The 26,502-nt window shown below is 74.3% G+C and carries 21 protein-coding genes; 11 read left to right on the forward strand and 10 right to left on the reverse strand.

The features are described 5' to 3' along the window. Positions 1–113: 113 nt before the first annotated feature. The 7 genes from FGD68_RS04565 (at position 114) to FGD68_RS04595 (ending at position 8,479) form a co-directional block, all read left to right on the forward strand. A complete protein-coding gene (locus FGD68_RS04565) occupies positions 114–2,348 on the forward strand; it encodes a glycosyltransferase (RefSeq protein WP_237609835.1) in 2,235 nt (744 codons plus the stop codon). Then, positions 2,345–3,670 (forward strand): nucleotide disphospho-sugar-binding domain-containing protein, encoded by a 1,326-nt coding sequence (locus tag FGD68_RS04570; protein ID WP_104237313.1) that lies wholly within the window; start codon positions 2,345–2,347, stop codon positions 3,668–3,670. Before FGD68_RS04565 ends, FGD68_RS04570 begins: the two co-directional genes overlap by 4 nt. Before the next feature lie 128 nt (positions 3,671–3,798). Further along, complete coding sequence (locus FGD68_RS04575) at positions 3,799–3,972, forward strand: hypothetical protein (RefSeq protein WP_012297729.1); 174 nt, start codon at positions 3,799–3,801, stop codon at positions 3,970–3,972. A gap of 66 nt (positions 3,973–4,038) precedes the next feature. Beyond that, positions 4,039–5,727 carry a circularly permuted type 2 ATP-grasp protein gene (locus FGD68_RS04580; protein ID WP_104237314.1) on the forward strand — a complete coding sequence of 563 codons (1,689 nt, stop codon included), beginning with the start codon at positions 4,039–4,041 and terminating at the stop codon, positions 5,725–5,727. A gap of 5 nt (positions 5,728–5,732) precedes the next feature. Beyond that, entirely contained in the window at positions 5,733–6,662 is a 930-nt protein-coding gene (locus tag FGD68_RS04585) for an alpha-E domain-containing protein (protein WP_119373039.1), read from the forward strand. Continuing rightward, complete coding sequence (locus tag FGD68_RS04590) at positions 6,659–7,504, forward strand: transglutaminase family protein (protein WP_104237315.1); 846 nt, start codon at positions 6,659–6,661, stop codon at positions 7,502–7,504. Before FGD68_RS04585 ends, FGD68_RS04590 begins: the two co-directional genes overlap by 4 nt. Positions 7,505–7,576: 72 nt before the next feature. Beyond that, entirely contained in the window at positions 7,577–8,479 is a 903-nt protein-coding gene (locus tag FGD68_RS04595) for an alpha/beta fold hydrolase (protein WP_119373037.1), read from the forward strand. Positions 8,480–8,532: 53 nt separating this feature from the next. Here FGD68_RS04595 and FGD68_RS04600 read toward each other — a convergent pair whose 3' ends face one another. Further along, positions 8,533–9,222, reverse strand: a complete 690-nt coding sequence (locus tag FGD68_RS04600) for a hypothetical protein (RefSeq protein ID WP_119373038.1) — start codon at positions 9,220–9,222, stop codon at positions 8,533–8,535. A gap of 654 nt (positions 9,223–9,876) precedes the next feature. Between FGD68_RS04600 and FGD68_RS04605 the strand changes: the two genes are divergently transcribed. Then, positions 9,877–10,377 (forward strand): GNAT family N-acetyltransferase, encoded by a 501-nt coding sequence (locus FGD68_RS04605; RefSeq protein WP_119373953.1) that lies wholly within the window; start codon positions 9,877–9,879, stop codon positions 10,375–10,377. A gap of 63 nt (positions 10,378–10,440) precedes the next feature. Here FGD68_RS04605 and FGD68_RS04610 read toward each other — a convergent pair whose 3' ends face one another. From FGD68_RS04610 to FGD68_RS04620, 3 genes are all read right to left on the reverse strand, one after another. Continuing rightward, on the reverse strand, positions 10,441–13,335 hold the full coding sequence (locus FGD68_RS04610; RefSeq protein ID WP_237609836.1) for an LPXTG cell wall anchor domain-containing protein: 2,895 nt from the start codon (positions 13,333–13,335) through the stop codon (positions 10,441–10,443). A gap of 8 nt (positions 13,336–13,343) precedes the next feature. Continuing rightward, complete coding sequence (locus FGD68_RS04615) at positions 13,344–15,368, reverse strand: S53 family peptidase (protein ID WP_237609837.1); 2,025 nt, start codon at positions 15,366–15,368, stop codon at positions 13,344–13,346. Positions 15,369–15,544: 176 nt separating this feature from the next. Beyond that, complete coding sequence (locus FGD68_RS04620; RefSeq protein ID WP_119373804.1) at positions 15,545–16,249, reverse strand: polysaccharide deacetylase family protein; 705 nt, start codon at positions 16,247–16,249, stop codon at positions 15,545–15,547. Between the two features lie 238 nt (positions 16,250–16,487). On the opposite strand from FGD68_RS04620, the gene FGD68_RS04625 reads away from it, so the two are divergent. Then, on the forward strand, positions 16,488–17,219 hold the full coding sequence (locus FGD68_RS04625) for a helix-turn-helix domain-containing protein (RefSeq protein ID WP_119373803.1): 732 nt from the start codon (positions 16,488–16,490) through the stop codon (positions 17,217–17,219). 71 nt (positions 17,220–17,290) lie between these two features. On the opposite strand, the gene FGD68_RS04630 is transcribed toward FGD68_RS04625, so the two are convergent. The 3 genes from FGD68_RS04630 to FGD68_RS04640 form a co-directional block, all read right to left on the reverse strand. Further along, on the reverse strand, positions 17,291–19,468 hold the full coding sequence (locus tag FGD68_RS04630) for a phosphocholine-specific phospholipase C (protein ID WP_119372298.1): 2,178 nt from the start codon (positions 19,466–19,468) through the stop codon (positions 17,291–17,293). 757 nt (positions 19,469–20,225) lie between these two features. Beyond that, positions 20,226–20,858 carry an alpha-ketoglutarate-dependent dioxygenase AlkB gene (locus tag FGD68_RS04635; RefSeq protein ID WP_119372299.1) on the reverse strand — a complete coding sequence of 211 codons (633 nt, stop codon included), beginning with the start codon at positions 20,856–20,858 and terminating at the stop codon, positions 20,226–20,228. A gap of 64 nt (positions 20,859–20,922) precedes the next feature. Further along, on the reverse strand, positions 20,923–21,603 hold the full coding sequence (locus tag FGD68_RS04640) for a Pr6Pr family membrane protein (protein WP_119372300.1): 681 nt from the start codon (positions 21,601–21,603) through the stop codon (positions 20,923–20,925). Between the two features lie 79 nt (positions 21,604–21,682). Here FGD68_RS04640 and FGD68_RS04645 point away from each other — a divergent pair, with 79 nt between their 5' ends. Further along, complete coding sequence (locus FGD68_RS04645) at positions 21,683–22,732, forward strand: lipoate--protein ligase family protein (RefSeq protein ID WP_104235684.1); 1,050 nt, start codon at positions 21,683–21,685, stop codon at positions 22,730–22,732. A gap of 260 nt (positions 22,733–22,992) precedes the next feature. Here the strand turns inward: FGD68_RS04645 and FGD68_RS04650 are convergent, their stop codons facing one another. Beyond that, positions 22,993–23,277 (reverse strand): GNAT family N-acetyltransferase, encoded by a 285-nt coding sequence (locus FGD68_RS04650; RefSeq protein WP_104235683.1) that lies wholly within the window; start codon positions 23,275–23,277, stop codon positions 22,993–22,995. 105 nt (positions 23,278–23,382) lie between these two features. Between FGD68_RS04650 and FGD68_RS04655 the strand changes: the two genes are divergently transcribed. After that, positions 23,383–24,279 carry an amidase domain-containing protein gene (locus FGD68_RS04655; protein WP_104235682.1) on the forward strand — a complete coding sequence of 299 codons (897 nt, stop codon included), beginning with the start codon at positions 23,383–23,385 and terminating at the stop codon, positions 24,277–24,279. Here the strand turns inward: FGD68_RS04655 and FGD68_RS04660 are convergent. Both FGD68_RS04660 and pgm read right to left on the reverse strand, forming a co-directional pair. Next, positions 24,276–24,773: a ribosomal maturation YjgA family protein gene (locus FGD68_RS04660; protein ID WP_182480872.1), complete on the reverse strand. Its 498-nt coding sequence runs from the start codon at positions 24,771–24,773 to the stop codon at positions 24,276–24,278. The genes FGD68_RS04655 and FGD68_RS04660 overlap by 4 nt on opposite strands. Before the next feature lie 64 nt (positions 24,774–24,837). Then, the gene (pgm, locus tag FGD68_RS04665; protein ID WP_119372301.1) at positions 24,838–26,478 is read right to left on the reverse strand and encodes a phosphoglucomutase (alpha-D-glucose-1,6-bisphosphate-dependent); all 1,641 of its coding nucleotides are present in this window, start codon (positions 26,476–26,478) and stop codon (positions 24,838–24,840) included. Positions 26,479–26,502 lie beyond the last annotated feature (24 nt).

Below are 26,502 nucleotides of genomic sequence, written 5' to 3' on the forward strand. Positions count from 1 at the left end.
GCAGACTGGGGAATACTCGCGAGGGCCGGGTGGCTGTCCCGGGGGCTCACGCTCCCGCGTGATGCGCCTCGCGGCTCCGCGTAGAGGAGCACGACCCGAGAAGGGGCACGAGCATGGGGATCCAGACGAGCCTCGACCAGGTCGCGGAGGCCGCGCGCATCCTCGACGTGATGCAGGAGGCCGACGAGCTCACGGTCGCCGCCAGTCGCGACGGCGGCGGACGCGCGGTGCGCCTGCTCGCACGGGCCGCCGCGGATCCCGCCGACCAGCTCACCGCCGTCGCCGCCATCCACGCGCTCGCCCAGGTCTTCGACGAGGCCGCCGACCTCGCGCTCGTCGCGCTCCTCGACCACGACACCCGGTGGATCCGCGAGCACGCCGCCTGGGCCTTCGGCACCCGCCTGCCGCGCTTCGACGCGGTCTCCGGCCTCGTCGCGATGGTCGTCGAGGGCGGCTTCCCCGGCATGCTCGCCCAGCGCACCCTGCAGCAGTGGGCCGGGTCGACGCCCGACCACGTCGCGCTGGCGCTCGAGAACGCCCTGCTCGGCGTGCAGGGCGACGGCCCCCGCTCGCGCCTCGTGGAGACCGTGGGCCTCGTGCCCGGCCGGATCCCCGAGCGCGTGCTCCTCCGCATCGCCCCCGCCGCCTCCGAGGGCCCGCTCACCCGGTCCGCCGCGGTCGCCGCGCTGGGCGACCGGCCCGCGGGCGAGGCGATCGCGACCCTCGTGGCCGACATCGCGCGCGGCGACGACGAGGTGGCCGCGGTCGCGCGACTGGCCGTGCTCGACATCGCGCGGCAGCACGGCGACCACCCGGCACCCCAGGAGCGGCCCGGCCTCACCGTCGTCCAGCTCTTCCTGCACGCCGACATCGACGCCGGCCTCACGCACGTGGGCGCGGGCGACAACGGCGGCATCGCGACGCTGCTCGTGCGCCTCGGCGACGCGCTCGTGGATCCGGCGGGCACGGCCGGGCACGCCCCCGCGGCGCACGACATGACCTCGACGACGGTCCCCGACCGCCCGGTCGACCGCGTCATCACGCTCTCCCGCGGCACACCCGACCAGGCCCTCGCCTCCCTCGCCCGCGTCACCGCGGGCGACGACGGTCACGTCTTCGCGCACATCCCGATGCTCGGCGGCCCGCGCTCGCTGCCCGAGGCGTGGCCGCACCGCGTCGAGGCCGAGCGGGGGATCCGCCGCGTGCTGCGCGCCGCCGGCCGCGTCGACGCCGTGCACCTCCGCATGGCCGACGTGGGCACGCTCGCCGCCTCCACGGTCGCGCGCGAGCTCGGCATCCCCGTCGTCTTCACGGTCGCGCCGGATCCGCACGGCGTGGTCGACGCGCTCGACCGGTCCGGCGCGCTCACCCGCGACCGCTTCGGCAGCGTCGACGAGCGCGAGCACTACTGGTTCCGCGTCCGGCTCGTGCAGCGCCTGGCCGCCGACGCCGCGCACACCGTCCTCTTCCCGCGTCCCGAGCTGAAGCGCGACATGCGCCGGCTCGTCGGCATCGACGTGGATGCGCACCCCGAGCGCCACAGCGTCGTCGCCGAGGGCATCGACGTGGCCGCCATCGAGCGCTCCCGCGACGACGCGATGCTCGGCGCCGACGCGGACGGATCCCCGGCCCGCGCCTTCGTCGAGCTCGACGACCTGCTCGCCGGCCTCCCCGAGGAGCGCCGCGGCCTGCCGCTCGTCATCTCGGTCGGCCGCCTCGCCCGCGTCAAGGGCATGGCATCGCTCGCGCACGTCTGGGCGGCGGATCCCGCGCTCCGGTCCCGCGCGAACCTCCTCATCGTGGGCGGCGACCTCGACGCGCCGAGCTCCGAGGAGCGCGAGCAGCTCGCGCGGATCCTCGACGCGGTCCCCGGTGCCGACGGCCCCGCCGACGCGGCCCGCCACGGCCTGCTCCTCGCCGGCCACCGCGGCAACGACACCGTCACGCGCTGGCTCGCCGCCGTCCGCTACGGCCGCCCCGGGCTCACCGCGCCGGGCGGCGCGTACGCGTGCGCGAGCATCAAGGAGGAGTTCGGCGTCGCGCTCCTCGAGGCCATGTCGATGGGCCTGCCCGTCGTCGCGCCCGCGTCCGGCGGACCCGCGACCTACGTGGAGGACGGCGTGACGGGCCTCCTCGTCGACACGGCGGATCCCACGGCGCTCGGCACCGGCATCGCCCGCGCCCTGGACATCGCGGCCGGCCCCGATGCCGACGCCGCCGCCGATCGCGCGCGCGACATGGTCGCCCGCACCTTCACCATCCAGGCCATGGCGGGCACCCTGTCCCGCGTCTACCGCGACGTCGCCGCAGCCGACGACCGAACCCTCTGGGAGCTCAGCGCCTCATGACCCTGCTCGTCATCAGCCCGGACTACGCGTCCCATCTCTTCCCCCTCATCACGCTCGCGTCGGCCTGGCAGCAGGCCGGCGAGCGCGTGGTCGTGGCGACCGGATCCGCGACCGCCGGCATCGTCGAAGCCTCCGGCTTCGAGCGGGTCGACCTCCGCCTCGGCCGCGGATCCAACCCCGGCACCATCAAGGCCGAGGACCAGCCGACCGGCGAGGACGACGCCCTCCGCGGCTTCTTCGCCGCCACGCGCCGCGGCATGGTCGAGACCCTGCGCTTCCAGGCCGAGGCGCGCAGCGACGACCTGCTGTGGGAGCCGGTGGAGACCGCGCGCGCCGTGCAGCGGATCCTCGACGAGGTGCGCCCCGACCAGGTGATCGTCGACCACCTCGCCTTCAGCGCCCGCCTCGCGCTCCTCGCCTCGGGCACCCGTCACGCGGACGTCGTCCTCGGCCACCCGAGCGCGCTGCCCGTGGGCGACGAGGTCTACGGCTTCCCGCCCGCCTGGCCCGCCGCCTTCGAGCCCGAGGAGGAGGACCTCGACGAGCTGCACGCGCTGTGCGAGCGCGTCCGCGACCGCTTCACCGCGCAGTGGAACGACGCCCTCGCGATCCTCGCGCCGTCGATGCGCCCGAGCCGCGACGCGTTCGCGGAGGCCGGCGACGTGCTCCTGCTCAACTACCCCGAGGAGCTGCACGACCCCGACCGCTCCGAGCTCCTGCCGCCGCACGCGTTCATCGGCTCGGCCGTCCGTCGCGAGGCACCCGAGGCCGAGGTGCGGGACTGGATCGACGCGGGCGGCGACCCCATCGTCTACGTGTCGCTCGGCAGCTTCCTCTCCGTGCGCGGCGACGTGCTCGCGCGCATCGCGGCGGCCCTCCGCGACCTCGACGTGCGCGTGGCGCTCGCGACCGGATCCACCGACCGGGCCGAGCTCGGCGACATCCCGTCGGACTGGCTCGTCCGCCCGTTCCTCCCGCAGGTGACGCTGCTCGCCCACGCCGACCTCGCGGTCACGCACGGCGGCAACAACTCCGTCACCGAGGCGGCGACCGCGGGCGTCCCGATGCTCGTGCTGCCGCTCTCGACCGACCAGTTCGCGGGGGCCGCGGCCCTCGAGGACGCGGGGCTCGGGATCGCGCTCGCCCCGAACGTCGCCACCGTCACCGAGCTGCGGCAGGCGGCCAAGCTCCTGCTCAACCCGTCGGGTGCGCAGCGCGCCGGCCTCGATGCCATCGCGGCGTCGCTCACGCGGTCGCCCGGTCCGCAGCGCGCGTACCAGGCGCTGGCCGGCGGGATCCGCCCGGAGCAGGCCGCGCGCTGAGCCGCTCGCCGGTTCCGGTCCTCCGGCCGGGCGACGCCCGTCCCGCGATCTCGTAGACTAGTGGGTGACCGCGTCCGCGCCCCGGCGCGACGGTCGCCCACAGTCTCGGAAATGGATCAGGTGCCCTCGTGAACATCGTCGCTTTCATCATCGCGTTCGCCCTCTTCCTGGGCGGCATGGCGCTGTTCGCGTTCGCGTTCTACATCGAGGGCTTCGAGCTGCTGAGCTTCTTCGCCGGCATCCTGCTCGTCTCGGCGTCCATCGCCATCCCCGCGCACATCCTCAAGCGCACCGACGCCTGATCCGCGTCGCCTCCGCCCGCCGCGTCCGGTAACAAACCGGACACACGGCCCGGCTACGCTCCGGGCATGGGTGATCTGTTCGAGGGATACGGCACGCTCGCGGCCGCACGCCGCGCCTCCGGTGGCGCGATGCCGTTCGACGAGATGTTCCGGGATCCGCCCGCCGCCGGGGAGCCCGCCGTCGCGCGGGCGGCCTACCGCGAGATCCACGCGGCCCTCTCCCGCATGACCAAGGAGGAGCTGAAGGACCGCACCGACGCGCTCGCCACCAGCTACCTCGCGCAGGGCGTCACCTTCGACTTCGCGGGCGAGGAGCGGCCGTTCCCGCTCGACGCCGTGCCGCGCGTCATCGAGCAGGCCGAGTGGAGCCGGCTCGAGAAGGGCGTCGCGCAGCGGGTCCGGGCGCTCGAGGCGTTCCTCGCCGACGTGTACGGGCCGCAGCGCGCGATCCGCGACGGCGTGATCCCCGCCCGCCTGATCAGCTCGTCCAGCCACTTCCACCGCCAGGCCGCCGGCATCGACCCGGCCAACGGCGTCCGCATCCAGGTCTCCGGCATCGACCTCGTCCGCGACGAGGCCGGCGAGATGCGCGTGCTCGAGGACAACGTGCGCGTCCCGTCCGGCGTCAGCTACGTCATCTCCAACCGCCGCGTCATGGCGCAGACGCTCCCGGAGCTCTTCGTCTCGATGCGCGTGCGCCCCGTCGGCGACTACCCGAACAAGCTCCTGCAGGCCCTCCGCGCGAGCGCGCCCGACGGCGTCGAGGACCCGAACGTCGTCGTCCTCACGCCCGGCGTCTACAACAGCGCCTACTTCGAGCACACGCTGCTCGCGCGGCTCATGGGCGTCGAGCTCGTCGAGGGCCGCGACCTGTTCTGCTCCGGCGGCCGCGTCTGGATGCGCACCACGGGCGGCCCCATGCGCGTCGACGTCATCTACCGCCGCGTCGACGACGAGTTCCTGGATCCGCTGCAGTTCCGCGCCGACTCCATGCTCGGCTCGCCCGGCCTCATGCTCGCGGCCCGCCTCGGCAACGTCACGATCGCGAACGCGGTGGGCAACGGCGTCGCCGACGACAAGCTCGTCTACACGTACCTGCCCGACCTCATCCGCTACTACCTGGCGGAGGACGCGATCATCCCGAACGTCGACACCTGGCGCCTCGAGGAGCCGGACTCGCTCGAGGAGGTGCTCGACCGGCTGCCGGAGCTGGTCGTGAAGCCCGTCGACGGATCCGGCGGCAAGGGCCTCGTGGTCGGCCCCGCCGCCAGCGCGGGCGAGCTCGCCGAGCTGCGCGCGCGGCTGCTCAAGGACCCGCGGGGCTGGATCGCGCAGCCCGTCGTGCAGCTCTCCACCATCCCCACGCTCGTCGAGGACGGGATGCGCCCGCGGCACGCCGACCTCCGCCCCTTCGCCGTGAACGACGGCCGCGACATCTGGGTGCTGCCCGGCGGGCTCACGCGCGTCGCGCTCCCCGAGGGCCAGCTCGTGGTGAACAGCAGCCAGGGCGGCGGATCCAAGGACACCTGGGTCGTGGGCGACGGCGGCTTCCCCGCGGCGACCCGCGAGCGCAGCGTGCAGACCCTCGTGGCCGACCAGGCCGCGGTCACCACGTCCATCCCGATCATCCAGAACGGGGAGAAGGCGCCCGACCAGTCGCCGCACGACCGGCCGCGCAACCGCGACCAGCACGAGCAGCAGCAGCAGGCCGCGGCGCCCGCCGGGCCCGACATCACGACCGAGGGGGACCGCTGATGCCCATGCTGTCGCGCATCGCCGAGTCGCTCTTCTGGATCGGCCGCTACATCGAGCGGTCGGACGGCACCGCACGCATCCTCGACGTGCACCTGCAACTGCTCCTGGAGGATCCGTGGATCGACGAGGACACCGCCTGCCGCTCGCTCCTCAGCGTGATGGGCAGCGACGTGCCCTCCGAGGACGTGCTCGGGCGGGACGACGTGCTCGCGCTCCTCGCGGTGGACCGCACGCAGCCCGCCTCCATCGCCTACTCGCTCGGCGCCGCGCGGGAGAACGCCCGACGCGCCCGCGAGATCGTCTCGTCGGAGCTCTGGGAGTGCCTCAACACGACGCGCGCCCGCATGCCGCGGAAGATCGCCAACGACCGCGTGCACGAGTTCTTCGGCTGGGTGCGCGAGCGCTCGGCGCTCGCGGTCGGACTCGTCGAGTCGGGCACGAGCCGCGACGAGGCGTGGCAGTTCTTCACGCTCGGCCGATCCATCGAGCGCGCCGACATGACGGCCCGCCTCCTCGCGACCCGCGCCCTCACCGAGGCCAGCGGCCCGTCGTGGACCACGATCCTCCGCTCCTGCGGCGCCTACGAGGCGTACCTCCGCACGTACCGCGGCGTGCCGAGCGCACGCAACGCGGCCGAGTTCCTGCTGCTCGACCGGTTGTTCCCGCGATCGATCACGCACTCGATCCGCCGCGCCGAGCAGTGCCTGCACGACATCGAGCCGCGCACCGACCGCCTCGGGGTGTCCGACCAGGCGCAGCGGCTGCTCGGGCAGATCCGGAGCGAGCTGGAGTACCGGCCCATCCAGGAGGTCCTCGACGACCTCCCGCGCTTCATGGACGCCGTGCAGGAGGCGACATCCGCCACCAGCGAGGCCGTCCGCCAGCGCTACTTCCCCACCAACGCGGCACCCAGCTGGGTCGGAGAGAACTCGTGAACCGCCTGCGCATCACCCACCGGACCGGCTTCCACTACGAGGGCGAGGTGACGGCGTCGTACAACGAGGCGCGCATGCTGCCCGTCTCGAGCGAGAACCAGTTCGTCCTGTACTCGAACCTCGACATCCAGCCGAAGCCGGGGCACCACACCTACGTCGACTACTTCGGCACGCGGGTGTCCTCGTTCGAGATCCTCAGCCCGCACCGGTCGCTCGAGCTCACGGCGACGAGCCTCGTCGAGGTCCGGCCGCGCACGCACGAGCCGCACCAGCTCGGCTGGGACGACCTCGCGGTCGAGGTGGAGCGGGCCACCGAGCACGTGGAGCAGGTCGCGCAGACCGTGCGCACCGAGCCGCACGAGGAGGTCCGCGCGCTCGCGGAGGAGATCGCGGGCGGCGCGGGCACGCCGTGCGAGGCGGCCGCGGAGATCGCCCGCGCCATCGGCGAGAAGGTCGAGTACATGGCCGGCGTCACGAGCGTGCAGTCGACCGCGCGCGAGGCGTGGGAGCAGGGGCGCGGCGTCTGCCAGGACATCACGCACATCGTCATCGGGGCGCTCCGGCACGTCGGGATCCCCGCGCGCTACGTCAGCGGCTACCTGCACCCGAGGCCGAACGCGGCCGTCGGCGAGACCGTCACGGGCGAGTCGCACGCGTGGGTCGAGTGGTTCTGCGGCGAGTGGCGCGGCTGGGATCCCACGAACCTCATCGACATCGGCGACCGGCACGTGCTCGTCGGCCGCGGCCGCGACTACCGCGACGTCGCGCCCCTGCGCGGCATCTACGCGGGGCCGTTCCGGTCGAAGCTGTTCGTGCGGGTCGAGATCACGCGGGAGTCCTGATCCGGCGGGAGTCCTGACCGCGCGCGCCTCACGATCGGGGCTGGCGGGCGGACGCGCGCCTAGTCTGGGTCCATGCCCGACGACGAGCGCTCCACCGGCGGAGCCGACCACCGCACCATCGTGGACGCGGAGGGCGTGACCCTCCACTACTACGTATGGGAGGCGGAGCGCCCACGGGCCGTCGTGCACATCGCGCACGGCGTCGGCGAGCACGCGCTGCGCTACATCCGGCTGGCGCACGAGCTCAACGCGGCCGGGTACACGGTCGCGGCCGACGACCATCGCGGCCACGGCGCCTCGGGGCTCGGGCACCTCGGCATCGGCGTCCTGGGGCCGAGGCGCCACCTCGCGGCGCTCGACGGGATCCAGCTGGTCAGCGAGCAGCTCCGGCGCGAGCACCCCGACCTCCCGCTCGTGCTCCTCGGCCACAGCTGGGGCGCGCTCCTCGCCCAGCGCATCGTCGCGCGGGCGTCGCATCTGTACGCGGGGCTCGTGCTGAGCGGGGCGTCGCTCGCGATGCCCGGCGTGATCAACACGGGCGACCTCAACAAGCGCTGGCGGTCTCCGGCGGCGTCCGGCTTCGAGTGGCTGTCGCGGGATCCGGAGGCGCAGCGCGCGTTCGGCGCCGACGACCGCAACTTCGACGTCAACGCGCTGAAGCCGTACCGGATGCGCGACTCCGTGCAGATCATGGGCCGCCCGCCCCGGAAGCTCGCGACCGACCTGCCCGTGCTCATCCAGGGCGGCGAGGAGGACTCGCTCGGCGGCCGCCGGGGGATGCAGCTGCTCGCGCGCGACTACAACCGGCGCTCGCGCCTCAGCGACGTGCTGCTCATCGTGTACCCGGGCGCCAGGCACGAGATCTACAACGAGACCAACCGCGACGAGGTGATCGCGGATCTGCGCAGCTGGCTGGGGTCGCGCATCTCGCCGACGGGGGCCGTGGCCGGGACACCGGGGGATCCGCGGGGATGACGCACGCCGCCCTCCGACCCAGGGGACGGAGGGCGGCGCATCGGGTCAGCGGACTACCTGGGCCGGCTCTCCCAGTAGTCCGGCAGGTGGAGCCAGAATCCCTTCTCCGCCCACCGGCTGTTCAGGAGCCAGGTGGTGAACGCCGTCCCGGCGGCGCCGATGAAGGCGCACGCGATCGCCCCGGCGACCGCGCAGAGCGCGCCCACCTCGAGCGAGGCCGCCGACGCGAAGATGATCTTCGCCACGGTGGGCGAGATGCTGAGGACGATGGACGGATGGGTGATGTGGTGCCAGAAGGAGCGCCAGCTGTCCGACGCGACGAGCGGATCCGAAGGGGAGGCCGCCGTGGCGCTCGCGCCGGAGGACGCATCGAGCGCGACGGCACCGCGTCCCGGCACGGTCGCCACGAGACGACCGGATGCATCGGCAACGACCGCGATCGTCTCGACTGACTGTTCGGGGCGGCTGAGCCGCAGCTCCGCCACCTGCTCCGTGGTCTCCCGCACGAGCTGCGCGCGCTCCGCCGCGCGGGCAGCGGGCGAGAGTCCGCGGGCTGCCCCGGAGGCGACCTCCGCGGCGTCGGCGAGCTGGTCGACGGTGATGCGCCCGGAGCGGATGTCGTCCTCTGCGGTGCCGGCTCGGACGGACGCCGCGAGCGCGGGTGGGATCGTGGGTCCGGCGGTGGCGGCCGACCCCGTCGTGTGGCTCGCGGCCTGCGCGGGCGTGACCCCTGTGGCCGTCACACCGACCGAGGTGATGGCGATGAGGGTGAGGAGGAGCGTGCTCCTCCACCGGCCAGGGAGTCTCGCCGGGCGATGAGCGGGTCGTGCGTGCGATCGGGTAGGCATCTTTGCCTCCAGTGTTCGGGTGTGCATGGTTGGGACGGGGATCCGGTCCTCCACGGGCGTGCTGCGACACGTCACTGTGTCCGAGCCGGGTAGATGGTTCGAGCGCACGGTACGACGTCGAGTCAGACGGTCGTCTGACTCGTGCACAGGTACAGGCACAGGCACGCGGGACGCGGGTTCGCGGCGACGTGCTGGAGCCACCCGCTCGGATCCCGGGACGGGAAGAGGCCGTGGGCGGATCAGGATCCGTGATGGCCGCGTCGGCGGAGACCGGCGGTGGGCCGCGCGCACCGGCTGCGGGGCGCGGTGACGACTGACGTCACCGGCCCCCACCCACCTGCTCGCCCGCGTCCTGTCGGCCTCCGCGGGCACCGCATCCCGTTACCCTCAGCTCAGGGGTGGGACGGAGCTGCGGATGGATCGGCGACAGGCGGGCGTGCACCGCCCGCGACGGGCGATCGCGGAGGCCGCCGGCTGCCGGTTCGGGGCCCACGGCCACGCCGGCACGTCGTGCTCGCGCGTGGTCGCGGCCGACGGCGAGGCGGCGCGATGACGGACGCGCTGCCCGATGCGGCGCTCCGCCCGGCGCGCGCCGACGACCTCTCGTTCCTCGAGGACATGCTGGTGGCGTCGATGGACTGGCGCGACGACGGGTCGATGACACGCGAGCGCATGCTCGCGACGCCGGAGCTCGCGCACTACGTGGCCGGCTGGCCGCGCGCGGGCGACGTGGGCGTCGTCGCGGAGGTCGCCGGGGATCCGGTCGGCGCGGCGTGGGCCCGCCTCTTCGCCGATGACGACCGCGGCTACGGCTTCGTCGCCGCCGACATCCCCGAGCTCGGCATGGCGCTCGTGCCGTCGGCGCGCGGCCGGGGCCTGGGGCGGCGGATGCTCGTGGCGCTCGTGGCTGCGGTGCGCGCATCCGGCGCGCCGGCCGTGAGCCTCAGCGTGGAGGACGGGAACGACCGCGCCCGCGCGCTCTACGAGTCGCTCGGCTTCGTGGCCGTGGGGCGCGAGGGCGGATCCGACGTGCTGCTGCTCCGCGGGTGACGCACGCCGCCCTCCGGCCCGCGGGATGCGGGACGGAGGGCGGCGGCGGTGCGGTGCGCCCGGTCAGGGGCGCGCTGGGCGGCCCGTCCGCGCGCGTCGGCGGCGTCGGGCCTCGAGCGCGCCCGCGGATCCGACGATCAGCAGCAGGGCCGCGAGGGCGAGCGCCGACGCGGGTGAGGATCCCGTGCGCGGCAGCGAGCCGCGGAGGCTCGCGATCGCGCTCCCGCCCGAGGTGCCGGCCGGGCTCGATCCGTCGGCGGACAGGGCGCCGGGGGAGGCCGCCCCGCCCGTGCCGGCCGGCGACGACGCGGTTCCGCTGGACGAGGGCCCGCCGGGCGTCGTGCCGGTGCCACCCGGGTCCGCCGCCACCGCGGCCGTCGTGACCACGCCCGCGGACACGTCCGCGTCGAGCCCGGAGGCGTCGACAAGGTGCAGGCCGGTGACCGTGCGGGACGCGCCCGCGGTCACGTCCTCGGCGAGCACCGCGGATCCGCCGTCGGGCAGCGCGAACCGCGTGCCCGGCGCGATGTCGCCGGCCGCGAGCGGGGTGCCCGCGACGCTGCCGCCGTCGCTCGTGACGCGCGCCGTGCCGTCGGCGACCTCGACCCGGAGGCCCTGGATCCGGACGGCCAGTCGGCTGCCCGGGTACAGCGATACGTCGTCGAGGGCGGCGCTGCCGGACGCCGCGCTCGAGGTGAGGCGGACGCCGGTGGCGCGGATCTGGCCCGCGCCGCCGTCCCCGGCGATGGTGCCGGCATCGGTCGCGGCGGCCGGCGCTGCGGTCGACGCGGCGGCGGCGTCGGACGCGGCCACCGCGCGCGGGGTGCCGAGCGTGTCCGGCGCGAGCGCGGACGGCGGGGCCGCGGACGGCGAGGCCGCGGACGGCGAGGCCGCGGACGGCGAGGCCGCGGACGGCGAGGCCGCGGACGGCGAGGCCGCGGTCGTGCCGGCCGGGCCCGCCTCGTCGGCCGGCCGCGCCACGGGCGTCGCCGCGACCGCGCTCGGCCCGGTCGCCCGGATCCCGTACGCCGACCATCCCGCAGGCGCGGAGTCCGGCACGATCGGGACGGGCGTCGGCGACGGATCCGGCGCGGGCGTCGTCGAGCCGCCCGCCGCCACGGTCACGACGCCCAGCCGCACCTCGGGGTGGCGGCCGGTGAGGTCGCGGTAGTGCAGCGCGGTGAGCGTCACCGTGCCGTCCGCGGCGACCGTCCGCTCGCCGAAGCGCACCTCGACGCGCGGGGTGCCCTGCTCGTCGACGCCCGTGTAGAGGTCGGTCGTGGTGTCGATCCACACGCCGTTCACGAACACCGCGTTCCCCGCGTCAGCGAAGGACACGGTCATGGCGCCGGCGGCGGAGACGGCCGCGTGCAGGCCGGCGACCCGGAGGGCGGGCCAGCGGTAGTCGGCGAGCGGATCCGTCGAGGCGCCCGGCACCTGACGGAACGCGCCCACGTCGACGGTCGCGGTGCCCGCGGCGTCGCCCGTGCCGAGGTCGACGGCGACGGCCGACGCGGTGTCGGGATCCGTCCCCGTGCCGGCCACGGCGTCGGCCGACGCGTGCGGCGCGGCGACGGTCGCGGCCGGCTGCGGCGCGACGAGCACCGTGCCGTCGGCCGCGGTGACCCCGACGCCGTACGCGCCCACGACCTGCCCGGCCGCGGGCGGCACGACGACCGTGCCGAGACGCACGTCCGGGTGCGCGCCCGTGAGGTCGCGGTAGTGCACGGCGGTGACCGTGACGGTGCCGTCGGCCGCCGTCTCGTGCTCGCCGAACGCGACGGTGACGCGGGGTGCGCCCTGCTCGTCGACGCCCGTGTAGAGGTCGGTCGTGGCGTCGATCCAGCGGCCGTCCACGAAGACCGCGCTGCCGGGATCCGCGAACTCGGTCGAAACGGCGCCCGCGGGCGTGATCGTGGCGGTGAGGCCGTAGACCCGGAACGCCGTCCAGCGGTACTCGGCGAGCGGGTCGGCGGTGGATCCCGGCAGCTGCTCGAACGAGCCGACACCGACCGTGGTCGTGCCGTCCGCGCCGGTCTCGACGCGGACGGACGCGGCGTGCTCCGGGGATCCGTCCGACGCGGTGAGGGAATCGGCGGTGGCGGAGCGGTCGAGGCCGTCGACGCGCGGCTGCCCGTCGATCACGCGCGTGCCGTCGGGAGACGTGACGGTGACGCCCGTCGCGACGCGGCCGGATGCGGGGGCCGGCGCGGGATCCGGCGCGGGGGTCGGGCCGGGGGCCGTCGTCGGATCCGGGTCCGGCGCGGGCGTCGGCGAGGACGCGGCCGACGGCGTCGGCACCGGTACGGCGGCGGCCGCCGCGCACGTCACGGATCCGGCGCGCACACGCCAGATCTCCGACGCCCCGGCCTCCGCCTCCACGTCGATGCCGACGGTGGTGGCGGATCCGTCGTCGCCCGTCGCGGTGGACCCCACGATGACGCGGGTCGCGCCGTAGACCGACTCCGGCAGGTCGCGCGACCAGCCCGGCGTCGCGTTCGCGTCCGCGGTCACGTCCACGCCGCCGATGGTGAGCCGGTCGACGTGCACGGCGGGCGTGCCACCCGGCGTGCACGACACGGCGAGGCCCGAGAAGACGATCGCCGGCCGGTCGCGGAGCGTGAGCTCGCCGGTCGCGATGGCGCTGGACGCGCCCGTCGGACCCGCGGTCGAGGAGAGGCCGGTCGTCCGCGTGGTGTTCAGCTTCAACACGTCGCCGGTGGACGCGGCGGTGCGCGTCACCGCGGCGCCCGCGGACCACTCGGCCAGGGGCGTCGGCGCGGTGAGCGTGTCGCCGTCGATGTCGATGATCTCCACGCCGGACGCGCGCGCGAGCGCGACGTCGGCCGCGTGCGCCGCGAGGGGCGCGAGCCCGCCGAGCGCGAGGAGCGTCGCGAGGGCGACGGCGCCGGTCGCGCCGACGAGGCCGAGGGATCCGCGCGAGGAGGATCCGCGCATCGCCCGGCTCATCGTCCCGCCTCCGCGCCGAGGCCCTCGATGAACGCTCGGCCCGCGGGCACGCCGGCCCCGGTCACGTCGTCCCAGCCGGGGCCGGAGCGGAGCCCCTGCCTCCCCGTGTCCCAGAGGAAGAGCGTCTCGGGCCACAGCGCTCCTGCCGACGGGCCCTTCGGGGACCACGTCGCGGCGGAGGCGGGCTGCACGTCGCGCAGCGCGCCCGTGCCCATCAGCGCGTAGAGCGCGGGGCTCGCGAGCCCGAAGCGCCGGCCGGTGACGGCCTTGGAGATCGCGACCATGGACGCGACCATCGGCGTCGCGAGGCTCGTGCCGCCGTGCGCCGCGTACCGGGTGCTGCCCTTGTGCGGGCCGTACGTGATGAAGCCCGTGTCCGGATCCCCGAGCGACGCCACGTCCGGCAGCAGCCGCCCGGTGCCCGCGACCGCGAGCCGGTCAGCCTGCCAGGTGGGGCGCGCGTACTCCGCGGACTGACCGCCGCCCGCGCCGAACGCGAAGCCCGGCGGGATCAGCGCGCCGTTGCGCGCGAAGCGCGTCTCGGTCTCCCAGCCCGCCTCGACGGCGATGGATCCGTCCTGGGCGAGGCCGGTGCTCGTCGCGCCGACCGCGGTGACGTACGGGCTCGACGCGGGCGACGCCACGGTCGCGTTCCCGCCGTGGTCGCCGACGCCGCTGTAGTCGCCGTCGTTGCCCGTGGACGCGAAGACCGACACGTCGCGTGACGCCGCCTCCACGAGCACGCGGTTCAGCAGCTCGCGGTCGTCCGCCGTGTCGAGGCCCTCCATCGCGCCGAAGGACAGGCTGATCACGTCGGGCCCGTCCTCGGCGGCGTCGAGGATCCGCGTGTAGAGGCTCGTGCTCGTGCAGTCGTCCGCGCCCCAGTAGGAGACGGCCGCGTCGGGCGCCATCGCGTGGACCGCCTGCACGTCGAGGTGCTGCTCGTCGGTCCATGCGGTGGGTCCGCCGCAGATGCCGGTGCGCGGCGAGGCGGACGGGTGGTCGCGGTACTGGCCGGCCGTGAAGGCGGGTTCGCCGACCGCGCGGGAGTAGGTGTCGGTGTCCGCCCGGGTGTCCGGGTCGTCGTAGGCGGCGACGATCGCGATGGTGGCGCCTGCTCCGCGGTCCTCGGCGGGCACGTCGTCGACGCGCCGCAGCTGCGCCGGGCCGTAGCCGCACAGCGAGTTCGAGCGGTGGGCCACGTCGACGGACGCAGGCCACGCGTCGGTGAGGCGCTGGCCCCACCAGGCCGCGCACGTGCCGTCGTCGGCGGAGGAGGCGGGGGATCCGCCGGTCGCCTGCCCGGGGATCGGCGCGGGGACGGGGTCCGTGGCGTCGGGCGCCTGCGCATCGCCGGCGGCCCGCGCATCGCCCGCCTGCGCCGCGTCCGGCTCCGTGTCCGACGGCATGAGCACGTCGCCCTGCACGGTGCCGGCGACGCCGCGCACGGCGTCCAGGGCGGCGGGCACGGCGAGGGTCCGCTCCGGGGCGACGACCTCCCGGCCGGCGACGCGGAACCGGGCGAACCCGGTGTCGAATGCGTGCGACGCGAGCGCCAGCGTGCCGGAGACGGGCAGCGCGGACACATCGTCGCGCGCGTCGCCCACGTCGAGGCCGCTGTCGCGCAGCCAGGCGGCGACGGCCGGCGCGGCGTCGGGGCGGGCCGGATCCAGCAGCACCGTGAGCGCGACCGTCGCGTCCGCGGGTGCGTCGCCGACCCGGACGGCGGAGGTGCCGGCGGGCCACGACGGGGCAGACCCGTCGATCGCGCGGAGCCCGGCGGCGACGCGCGCGGCGGTCGGGTCGCCGCCGGCGGTGGCGGACTCGGATCCGGTGCCCGCGAGCGCGCTCGCGACGAGCGCCGCGACGGCGACGAGGGCGACGGCGCCCGTGCCGAGGGCGACGGATCGCGCGCGCGACGACGGGCGCCGGACGAGGGCGCGGATCCGGCCCTCCGTCGGCGGGCGCGCGGCGGGCCCTCGGGCCTCGACGGGTGGGAGGGACGAGGGGTGTGAGGGCATGCGGGATCCGTATTCGATTCAGGGGGGAGTGCGCGAGGGCGCGTGCGGATGCTATCCCTGAATGAGAACGGTTCTCACCACCTGTGGAGGGTGGGCGGCCTCGTCGGCATGCGACGAGGCGGCGGGCTGGAGATCCAGCCCGCCGCCCCGTCCCGGTCAGGAGACCGGATCGGGTGTCATCCGCCGCAGTGCGACTTCCAGACCTTCGGGAAGTCGAAGTAGTAGCCCTGGCCGCAGGTCCAGCTCTTGATGAACTCGCCGAGGCCGCCCACGACGACGCCCAGCGCGAGGCAGGAGAGCTTGCTCAGGTCGAGCGTGATGCACATGGTGCCGATGTAGACGGCCACGCCCACCGTGATGGCCGTCTTGATGATGTAGCCGGGGATGTGCCACTCGTGGTTGCTCCAGAACCACTTCGATTCGGTGATGGTGCCCGCGCTGCCCTGCGCGACGACGTCCGCCTTGGTGACCGCTCGGCCGTCCTTCGAGTCGAGCGTCTGCTGGATCGCCGCGTTCTCCACCGCGTTCGCGTGGGAGGAGGCGGTGTTCTGGATCTCCGCGCGGATCTCGGCGGCGGCCTGCGCGTGGCTCTCGCCCTTCGCGGCCCACGCGGGGATGTGCTGGCCGGCGACGACGGTGCCTTCGGTCGCGACGGTGGCGAGCTGGTCGGCGGTGATCTTGCCGCTCTTCACGTCGTGCTCGAACGTGCCGTTGAGGAGGGAGGACGCCACGACCGACTGGTCGAGGTGGGCGGGGGCGGCCTGGGCGGCGTCGCCGGCGCCCATCCCGAAGAGGGCGACCGCGGTGACGGTCGCGGCGGCCGCGAGCAGGCGGACGGAGCGGCGGGAGGGGGCCGGGACCGTGGGTGATGCGAGGGACATGACTGGCCTTCCGTATCGAGGGGCGACCATCGCCCCGCGAGCACGGTAGGGGCGCGATGCCCCCGTTCCGGGGTCGAACGGGTACCTCCGCATGAACGACGCATGTCCGTCAGTCGCTCGTCTGACGAAGGCCTCCCGACATGGCCGCCGCTCCGTCCGTTCATCCCGGCGTGGGACTCCCGTCGATCGGGACGGGTAGTCTTCCTCGACTCCCGGACGGGGAAGGAACAGGAGCGACATGAACCAGCGGCAGGCGGCGGTGTCCCGGGCACGGCGCGAGATCATGGAGGCGGCGGGCGCGCAGTTCGCGGCCCACGGCTACGAGGGCACGTCGTTCTCGCGCGTGGCCGAGGCGATGGGCAAGCCCAAGTCCGCCATCGGGTACCACCTCTTCGCATCCAAGGAGAGCCTCGCGGGCGCGGTGGTCGAGGCCCAGGAGGACCGCTGGCTCCGCATCGAGGCGGCGCTCGACCGGCCGGGGTCGCTGCACGAGCTCATCGTCTTCCTCCTCACGGGTGCCAGCACCGTGGAGGTCTGCCCCGTCGCCGCGGGTGCCATCCGGCTCCTGCAGGACATGCCCCGGCTCGGCCTCGCCGTCGAGCGCCGCTTCGACGTGTGGGGGTTCACCCGGAAGCACCTGGAGGCGGAGCTCGCGGTCCGGGACATCCGCGCCCCCGATCTCGACGCCGTCGTCGACATCCTGCTGAGCGCGACCTTCGGCGTGCTCTCCTACCGCTCACCGCGGCTGGCCGAGCCCGACTCCGCGGAGCGCCTGCGCAGCCTCTGGATCCCGCTCCTGGTCGGCATCGGGATCGACGACGCGGACGCCGTCGTGCGCGCCGCCCGGCCACTCGACCTGGAGCTCGTGGAGGCCGGGCGCCCGGACGCCTCCGAGGCGCTCGACGGCTCGGCGCGCGGCCCGAAGGACGCTGACGCCGCCACCGCGGAGGACAGCCGCGCCCGCGCCTGACCCGCCCCGCGCACGACGACGCCGGCCGGACCCCCACGGGGCCGGCCGGGGTCGTCGTCCGATCGGAGCCGCTACTCCACGCGACCCGCGTACCGGTACCGGAACCCGGCCCCGTCGGTGACCACCACGTCGTAGTAGCCCCACTCGTCCACCGGCCAGTTCACCGTCGTGCTGCGTCCGGGCTTCACCGTCTCGTGGCGCTCGCGCGTGATGAAGTCGTTGGCCGTCAGCGTGTAGTGCACCGAGGGCGTCCCGTCGTTCGCGAGCGTGAGCCGCAGCACGCCCTTGCCGCCGGGGATCGTCTCGGCCGAGACCCGCGGGACGGGCACGTCGGTCGTCCCCGCCGCGATCACGGTGCCGGCGAAGCGGCGCAGGAACCGGTCGGGCCCGTAGAGGCTGAAGTCGTACGCGCCCTCGTGCGCCGAGCTCTCCCACGTGTAGGCCGCCTTCCTGCGCGGCGCCACGGTGAAGGGCGTCGATGCGAACGGCAGCGCGATGTTGGGGAACACCTGGTGCGAGACGCCCTGCTTGCCCTGGTTGCGCATCGTCAGCGTCACTCGGCCGCTCGCGCGGTCGACGGCCACGTCGGCGTCCTGCCGGTAGGGGAGCGGGCGGTGGCGCATGCTGCCCGCCTCCTGCTCGGGCATCCGCTGCGCGCCCACGGCGGGCTCCTGCACGGGCGGCTTCGCCATGTCGGCGTCGGCGGCCGCGACGAGTGCCTGCGTCGCGCTCATCGGCAGCACCTCGTCGGCGGACGGGATGGAGAAGTCCGGGTGCGCGAAGTCGAAGCACGAGGTGAGGTCGCCGGAGATCGCGCGGCGCCAGGCGGAGATGTTCGGCTCGTGCACGCCCGTCCACGTCTCGAGGAACCGGATCACGGAGGTGTGGTCGAACACCTGCGAGTCGACCCAGCCGCCGCGGCTCCACGGCGAGACGACCGTCATCGGGACGCGCGTGCCGTAGCCGACGGGCAGGCCGTCGACGTACTCGTCGGCCGTCCCGGGCTCGGCGAGCGGCGGCAGCTGGTGGTCGAAGTAGCCGTCGTTCTCGTCGTAGTTCAGCAGCAGCACGGTGCTCGCCCACGTGTCCGGGTTGCTCATGAGCGCCTGGATCACGGCGTTCGTGTAGTGCGCGCCGTAGTCCGGGCTGGCCTTGGGATGCTCGCTCCACCCGTACGGGGCCACGACGTACGACACGGCCGGCAGCGTGTTCGCCGCGGCGTCCTTCCCGAACTCCTCGAGCAGGTGCGTGACGTCGAGGCCCTTGCCCGAGTCCGGCTTCCACCCGTCGTGCAGGCCGCCGTCGAGCGCGAGCTGACGAGTCCGGGGATCCGAGGACGCGAGCGCCTCGTGGTACTGGTGGAACAGCCACAGCGGGTTGTCGCCGTAGTCGCCCACGTAGGGGTGCGTGCCGTCGTCGCCGACCTCGTCGTTGGCGTACGTCTTCCACGTGACCCCTGCCTCCCGGAGGCGCTCGGGGTACGTCGTCCACGCGAAGACGGGCGCATAGTCGTCGGGGTTGTCGATGGCGGGGCCGCCGGCCTTCCCGCGGGCGTCGATCGTGCCGGTCCACTGGAACAGGCGGTTCGGGGTCGTCGGGCCGATGAGCGAGCAGTGGTAGTGGTCGGCGATCGTGAACGCTGAGGCCAGGGCGTGGTGGAAGGGGAGGTCGTCCTTCGTGAAGTAGCCCATGGTCTGCTCGCTCTTCGCGACGACCCAGTTGTCCCACGCGCCCTTGTTCCAGGCCTGGTGCCCGCCCTTCCAGGAGTGGTCGAGGCCGCCGGCGCCCTGCGCGTTGAAGCGGGACGAGTCGAGCGGGAAGGGCAGCATGTGCCCGCCGTCGGGACGGCTCGAGTCGGGCTGGGCGAACACCGACCCGCCGCCGGGGTACTCCACGGCCTGCTTGTCGCTGAAGCCGCGGACGCCCGGCAGCGTGCCGAAGTAGTGGTCGAACGAGCGGTTCTCCTGCATGAGGATCACGACGTGCTCCACGTCCTCGATCGAGCGGGTGAGGTTCCGGCGCGCGGCGGCGGTCGCGGCGGTGGCGCTCGCGGTGCCGGAGCCGGCGGCGGATCCCGCGGCGACGCCCGCCATGATCGCGGCCGCGCCGCCCATCAGGACCGTGCGGCGGCTGATGCCGGGGCGGACGGCGCCGCGGTACTGGCGCGAGGGGTCGAGCGGGGGCGCGGCGTCGACGCCGGCCGCGAGGTCGACGTCCGGGGCGTGCCCTTCGGGCTTGGAGGTGCTCACGGTGGCTGTCCTTCTTCCTGTCGTGCCTGGCGTCGCGCGCAGGCGGTGACCCGACGCTCGGGGAGGGCCCGGGCGCGGCGGGGGATGCGGGTTCGATGGAGCGTGGCGGTGCGGATCCCGGGCGCCGGGGATGGCGGTACCGCCCGGGCGCCGGCACGACCGGGGATGACGACCAGGTGCGGATCGCGCGGGGACGACGCCGTGCCAGGCGCGAGTATGCGGCCGCCGTCGGAACAGCGCGTCACCTGGCGTGACGCGGGTGGGAACGATCCCTGAACAGGCAGGGGCGTCGCCCGCGCTCCCCGGAGCGCGGGCGACGCGGCTACTCGACGCGGCCGGCGGCGCCGCTCGTGAGGAGGGTGCGGCGGCTCACGCCGGGGCGGATCCCGCCGCGGTAGGGGTGCGGGGGATCCAGGGGCGGCGTCGGTGCCGGTGCTCCCCGGCGTGGTCGTCGGGGCGCTGGTCGGGGTGGGAGGTGCTCACGGGGCGATGTCCTCCTTCCACGCGCGGTCGCGTGACGGCGGGCGCGCGGACGGGATCACGGTGCGGGCGACGCGTCCCGGGCACGTGACGGGGAGGGATGCGGCGGAGAGGGTGGTGCGGCGAGCGTGGTGCGGAGATGCGTCGCGGGGAGGGCGGCGACGGGGCATCGCTGTCGTCGGCGAGCATGCGCGCCGAGGGGGAACGGCGCGTCACCTCCGGTCATCGCCCGGGGAGCCCCCCTGAACCGGGGGTGGAGCGGCTCGGGCCTCGCGCGTCAGGCGGGCCAGACCGGCCGGAACTGGATGCTGATGCGCGGCCCGACGGCCTTCTGCGTCTTGAGGATGGCGTGCTCGTGCGTGCGCTGCGCGCTGCCGCCCATGACGACGAGGTCGCCGTGCCCGAGCGGGAACCGCCGCACCTCGCCGCCGCCCTTCGGCCGCAGCGACAGCGTGCGCGCCGCGCCCACCGAGACGATGGCGACCATGGTGTCGCGGTCGATGGCGCGCCCCACGCGGTCGCCGTGCCACGCGACGCTGTCGTTGCCCGTGCGGTAGAAGCACAGCCCCGCGGTCTCGAGCACCTGCCCGGGCGGGCGGCCGTAGTGCTCGTTCAGCGCGTCGCGCGCCTCGACGAGCACGGGCGCGGGCAGGGGCGCGCGCGGGCCGAACCACGACAGGAGGCGCGGCACCTCCACGGTGCGGCCGTGCATGAGCCGCGTGTCCGCGGTCCACTCCACGTCCTCCACGAGGCGCTCGAACAGCGCGTCGGAGTCGCTGACCCAGCCGGGCCGGATGTCGAGCCACGCACCCTGCCCCAGGTCTAGCCGCTCGACCTCCGCGCCGAGCGCGCCGAGGCCGGGATCCGCCTGGAGGTCGTCGAAGAGGGAGGCCTGGAATGCGATGCTCATGCCGCGAGCTTAGCCCGGATGTTCGAACGCATGTTCGAACGACGACCGGCTGGGGAGGGCCCGATCAGGCCGCAGGAGCGCGGGGCGCGCGACGGCCGGCCCACGTCAGGAGGAGCGTCAGTCCGCAGATCAGCGCCGCGATGACGAGCACCCAGACCGCGACCGTCCCGTATCCGCCGCCGCCCGTCGCGGGATCCAGGAAGGGGTACGGGTAGTACGTCGCCGCCCCCGTCACCTGGTTGCCCGTGAACGGCCCGCGCGCGAGCGTGACGGCGACCCACACGAGCGGGAAGACCACGACGCGGCCGACCGCGCCGTAGCCGAGCGCCCGGCGGTCGGGCGCGAGCAGCCAGTCGGCGAGCACGAGCAGCGGCACGGCCACGTGCAGCACCTCGTTCGACCACGGGAGGTTGCCGCCGGGGATCGTCGGCAGGCCGCGCAGCAGCAGGTTGTAGACGATGCCGGTCGTGACCATGTACGTGGTCGCCGCCAGCCGGAGCGTCGTCCAGCCGCGTCCGGGCGCGGGCGCCCGCCCCAGCAGCCGCACCGCGCCGACCGCCATCACGGCGGCCGCCAGCAGGTTCGACTCGATCGTGAAGTACATGAGGAAGTCGACCGTCTTGCCCCAGATGCCCTCGACCCCGATGCTCCGCCAGTACGAGGAGCTCACGACGTACTGGCTCGCGACGGCGACCAGCACGGTCAGGGCGGTGAGGAGGCGGATGGCAGCCCAGGTGATGCGCACGCTCCACCGTCCCACATCGCCACAGGCGGCGGTGATCCGGGATCCGTGCGCGGCCGATGGCGCGGCCTAGGCTGGGTGGATGCATGGTGAGTACAAGGTCCCCGGCGGCAAGCTCGTCGTGGTCGACCTGGACGTGACCGACGGGCGCATCTCCGGCTTCCGCCTGGCGGGCGACTTCTTCCTCGAGCCGGACGACGCGCTCGAGGCCATCGACGGCGCGGTGAACGGACTCCCGGAGGACAGCGACGCCAACGCGATCGCCGCCGCCATCCGTCGCGCGCTCCCGCCGCAGGCCGTGCTCCTCGGCTTCTCGCCCGAGGCCGTCGCCGTGGCGATCCGACGCTCGCTCGCCCGCGCCACGAACTGGGGCGACTACGAGTGGGAGGTCATCCACGACCGCGCCTACCGGCCCGTCGAGCAGATGGCGCTCGACCAGGTGCTCGCCGAGGAGGTCGGCGCCGGTCGCCGGAACCCCACGCTGCGCATCTGGGAGTGGGAGCAGCCGGCCGTCGTGATCGGCAGCTTCCAGTCGCTCCGCAACGAGGTCGACGCCGAGCAGGCCGCGGCCCACGGCTTCGACGTCGTGCGCCGCGTCTCGGGCGGAGGCGCCATGTACATGGAGGCCGGCGCGGTCATCACCTACTCGATCTACGCGCCCGTCGACCTCGTGCAGGGCATGACCTTCGCGGACTCCTACGCCTACCTCGACGAGTGGGTCATCACCGCGCTCCGCTCGCTGGGCATCGACGCGTCATACCAGCCGCTCAACGACATCACGAGCCCCACCGGCAAGATCGGCGGCGCCGCGCAGAAGCGCCTGGGTGCGGGCGCCGTGCTGCACCACGTCACCATGAGCTACGACATGGACGGCGAGAAGATGGTGCAGGTGCTCCGCATCGGCCGCGAGAAGATCAGCGACAAGGGCATCACGAGTGCCGCCAAGCGCGTGGATCCGCTGCGCAGCCAGACCGGCATGAGCCGCGCCGAGATCATCGACCGCATGAAGGCCACCTTCACGGGCCTCTACGGCGGGAAGCCCGGCGAGGTCACGCCCGAGGAGTGGGCGAAGACCCGCCAGCTCGTGGAGGACAAGTTCTCGACGCCGGAGTGGCTGACGCGCGTCCCCTGAACAGGGGACTGTCCGCCTGGCGAAGCCCGGATGTCCGCTCCATGTCGGGCCTGTCCGCCCGGCGACGGGCCCGGCGCCCACCCGGATCCGCACGCCTAGAGTCACCTCGTCGTCCTTGCGGCCCCGCGGGGCCGAGCGGCGACCGCGGTCCGCCCGAACCTCTTCAGGGGGCTCCGCTCGCGACCGCGGCCGACGGGGGGAGACCCGTCGGGGGGAGCGGACTCGCGAGGCGCAGGCGTGCGCCTCGCGAGCGCTCCCGCTCAGCCCCGCTCGAGCAGCTCCCGGTAGTCGGGATGCTCGTCGATCCACTCCGCGACGAACGGGCACGCGGCCACGACCGTCCGGGATCCGCCGCGCACGTCGTCGAGCGCCGCCCGCACCAGCTCCCCGCCGAGGCCGCCGCGCCGCTTCGCGGGGTCGACCTCCGTGTGGGTGAAGACGATGCGGTCGCCCTGGATCAGGTAGTCCGCGAAGCCCGCGCGCTCGCCGTCGAGCCACAGCGTGTAGCGCGAGCTGTCGGGGTCGTGGGTCACGTCGACGCTCATCCCGCCACACTAGGCGCGGTGTCGCGCGGAGTCGATCCGCAGGGGCCGGGGTTACCCTGAGGGGGTCCGGCATCCCGGGCGCATCCCCGTACCCGGAGGCAGCACGTGATCGCCGACATCCGCCGCCGCAGCATCCTCGCCGCCGCGCTCGCGGTCCCCGTGACCGCCGTCCTCGCCGCCTGCACGCGCCAGGAGCCGGCACCGCGCGCGACCCTCGGGGCCGGCGCCGACGGTCAGCCCGCCGCGTCCGGATCCTCGCCCGCCGTCTCCTCCGTCGAGCCTGCGACGCTCTCGGTGTCGGGCGGCCAGACCGTCACGCTCACGGGCGCCGGCCTCTCCGGCGCCACCGCGGTCATGTTCGCGGGCACTGCGGGCACCGACCTGCAGGTCGCGGGCGACGGGACCGTCACGGTCGTGGCGCCCCGCTCGACCGACTACGAGGACCGCTCCGCCGACATCCAGGTCATGGCCGGAGACGCCCCGCTCACCACGGCGACCGCCGCGTACGCCGCGCAGACGCCCGTCGACAAGCAGCTCCAGTACGCGCTCGCCCACTGGGACGCCTACAACCTCGAGGAGTACGGGAACTTCAACCCCTCCGGCGGCGACTGCGTCAACTTCGTGAGCCAGTCGCTCATCCAGCGCGGATGGCAGATGACGAACGAGTGGCACAACCGCGGCGGCGGGTCCGACTGGACGTACGCGTGGATCCACGTGCCCACCTTCGACAAGTGGCTCGCGGCCAACGCGTCCACGCTCGGCGTGAAGCGCCTCGAGCTCGCCGACCGCGACCAGCTGAAGGTCGGCGACATCGTCATCTTCGACTGGAACCGCAACTCCTCGCCCGACCACACGCAGATCGTCTCGGCCATCGAGCCGAAGGACGGCGGGAACGTCGTGAAGATGGTCGGCCACAACCTCGACAACGACTACCGCGACCTCGACGCGACCATCACCACGGAGCACCCGGGCGCCGAGGTCCACTTCTGGAGCGTGGCCTAGCCCACGTCCCCGAGGCCGCGGCCCGCGCGCAGCAGGCGGTCGACCAGGAGCACCAGCAGCACGCCGAGCGCGTAGGCCGCGAGGTCGACGGGGTCGTATCCGGTGCCGAGCAGCAGGCGGCACAGCGGCACGTGCAGCGCCCAGAGCGCGGGCCAGCCGGTGATCTGCAGCAGCTCGATCCCCGTGCACCACACGAGCACGGCGGCGCCGTGCACGACGGTGTCGACGCGCGGCAGGACCGCGATCAGCGCGAGGTGGAAGGCCGCGGCGTAGAAGATGTCGGGCCAGAGCCCGCGGCCGTCGCTGTGGGTGACCGCCATGCCCGCGACCACGACGGCGAGCAGGCCCGCGAGGGCGATGACGCGGCGGCGCGCCTGCCCGTCGGGGAGGCGCACGTCACGGGAGACGACCGGGGCCGCGCCGACCGGAACGTCGGCGGTGTGCATCGACGGCTCGTCCCACACGAACGCGTCCACATCCCCGGAATGGCGCATGCACCCAGCGTAAGCACCTCGGATGCGAACGCGCCCAGGGCGTGACCGGATCCGAGACCTCCTGTCACGCGTCGAGCGCCGCGTCCACGATCCGCTTGGCCTCCGCCTGCACCGCGTGCAGGTGGTCGATGCCCACGAACGACTCGGCGTAGATCTTGTAGACGTCCTCGGTGCCGCTCGGGCGCGCCGCGAACCAGGCGTTCTCGGTGACGACCTTGACGCCGCCGACGGCAGCGCCGTTGCCGGGCGCGCTGCTGAGCTTGGCGGTGATCGGGTCGCCGGCGACCTCGGTGGCCGTGATCGCGTCGCCGTCGAGCTTCCCGAGCGTCGCCTTCTGCGCCTTGGTCGCGGCGGCGTCGACGCGCTCGTACACCGGGTCGCCGAAGCGCTCGGTGAGCTCGCGGTAGAGGACGCTCGGGGTCTTCCCCGTGACCGCGAGGATCTCCGCGGCGAGGAGCGCCAGCAGGATCCCGTCCTTGTCCGTGGTCCAGACCGTGCCGTCCATGCGGAGGAAGCTCGCGCCGGCGGACTCCTCGCCGCCGAAGCCCACGGATCCGTCGATGAGGCCGGGCACGAACCACTTGAAGCCCACCGGCACCTCCCAGAGGCGGCGGCCGAGCGACTCGGCGACCCGGTCGATCACGCTCGAGGACACGAGCGTCTTGCCGATCGCGGCGTCCGCGCGCCAGTTCGGGCGGTGCGCGTAGAGGTAGTCGATCGCGACCGCGAGGTAGTGGTTCGGGTTCATGAGCCCGGCGTCGGGAGTGACGATGCCGTGGCGGTCGGCGTCGGCGTCGTTGCCCGTGAGGATGTCGAAGTCGTCCTTGCGCGCCAGCACGCTCGCCATGGCGGAGGAGGACGACGGGTCCATGCGGATCTTCCCGTCCCAGTCGAGCGTCATGAACGACCAGGCGGGATCCACCTCGGGGTTCACGACCTCGAGGTCGAGGCCGTGGCGCTCGCCGATCGCGGCCCAGTACTCGACCGAGGCGCCGCCGAGCGGGTCGGCGCCGATGCGGACGCCCGCCTTCCGGATGGCCGCCATGTCGATGATGGAGCCGAGGTCGTCCACGTAGTGGCCGAGGAAGTCGTAGCCCTCGACCCGCGCGCGCGCCTCCTCGAGCGGGACGCGCTTCACGTCGACGAGGCCGGCCGCGATGATCGCGTTGGCGCGCGCCGCGATCCAGCCGGTGGCGTCGGAGTCCGCGGGGCCGCCGTGCGGCGGGTTGTACTTGAAGCCGCCGTCCGCGGGCGGGTTGTGGCTGGGGGTCACGACGATGCCGTCGGCCACGTCGTCCTCCCCGTGGGCGTCGTCGCGGTTCCAGCGGAGGATCGCGTGCGAGAGGGCGGGCGTGGGGCACCAGGAGTCGCGGGAGTCGGCGAGCACACGGACGCCGTTGGCGACGAGCACCTCGAGCGCGGTGTCCTCGGCGGGCTTCGAGAGCCCGTGGGTGTCGCGGCCGATGAAGAGGGGACCGGTGATGCCCTGCTCGGCCCGGTACTCCACGATCGCCTGCGTGATCGCGAGGATGTGGTCCTCGTTGAACGCGGTCTTCAGCGAGCTGCCGCGGTGGCCGCTCGTGCCGAACGCCACCTTCTGCTCCGGGTCCTCCACGTCGGGGTGGAGCTCGTGGTACGCCCGGATCAGCTCGTCGATGTCGATGAGGTCGGACGGGAGGGCGGCGGTGCCTGCGCGGTCATGCATGGGTCCATCCTGGCACCGGCACCG

It is taken from the genome of Clavibacter californiensis (genome assembly GCF_021952865.1).
Lineage (GTDB): Bacteria > Actinomycetota > Actinomycetes > Actinomycetales > Microbacteriaceae > Clavibacter > Clavibacter californiensis.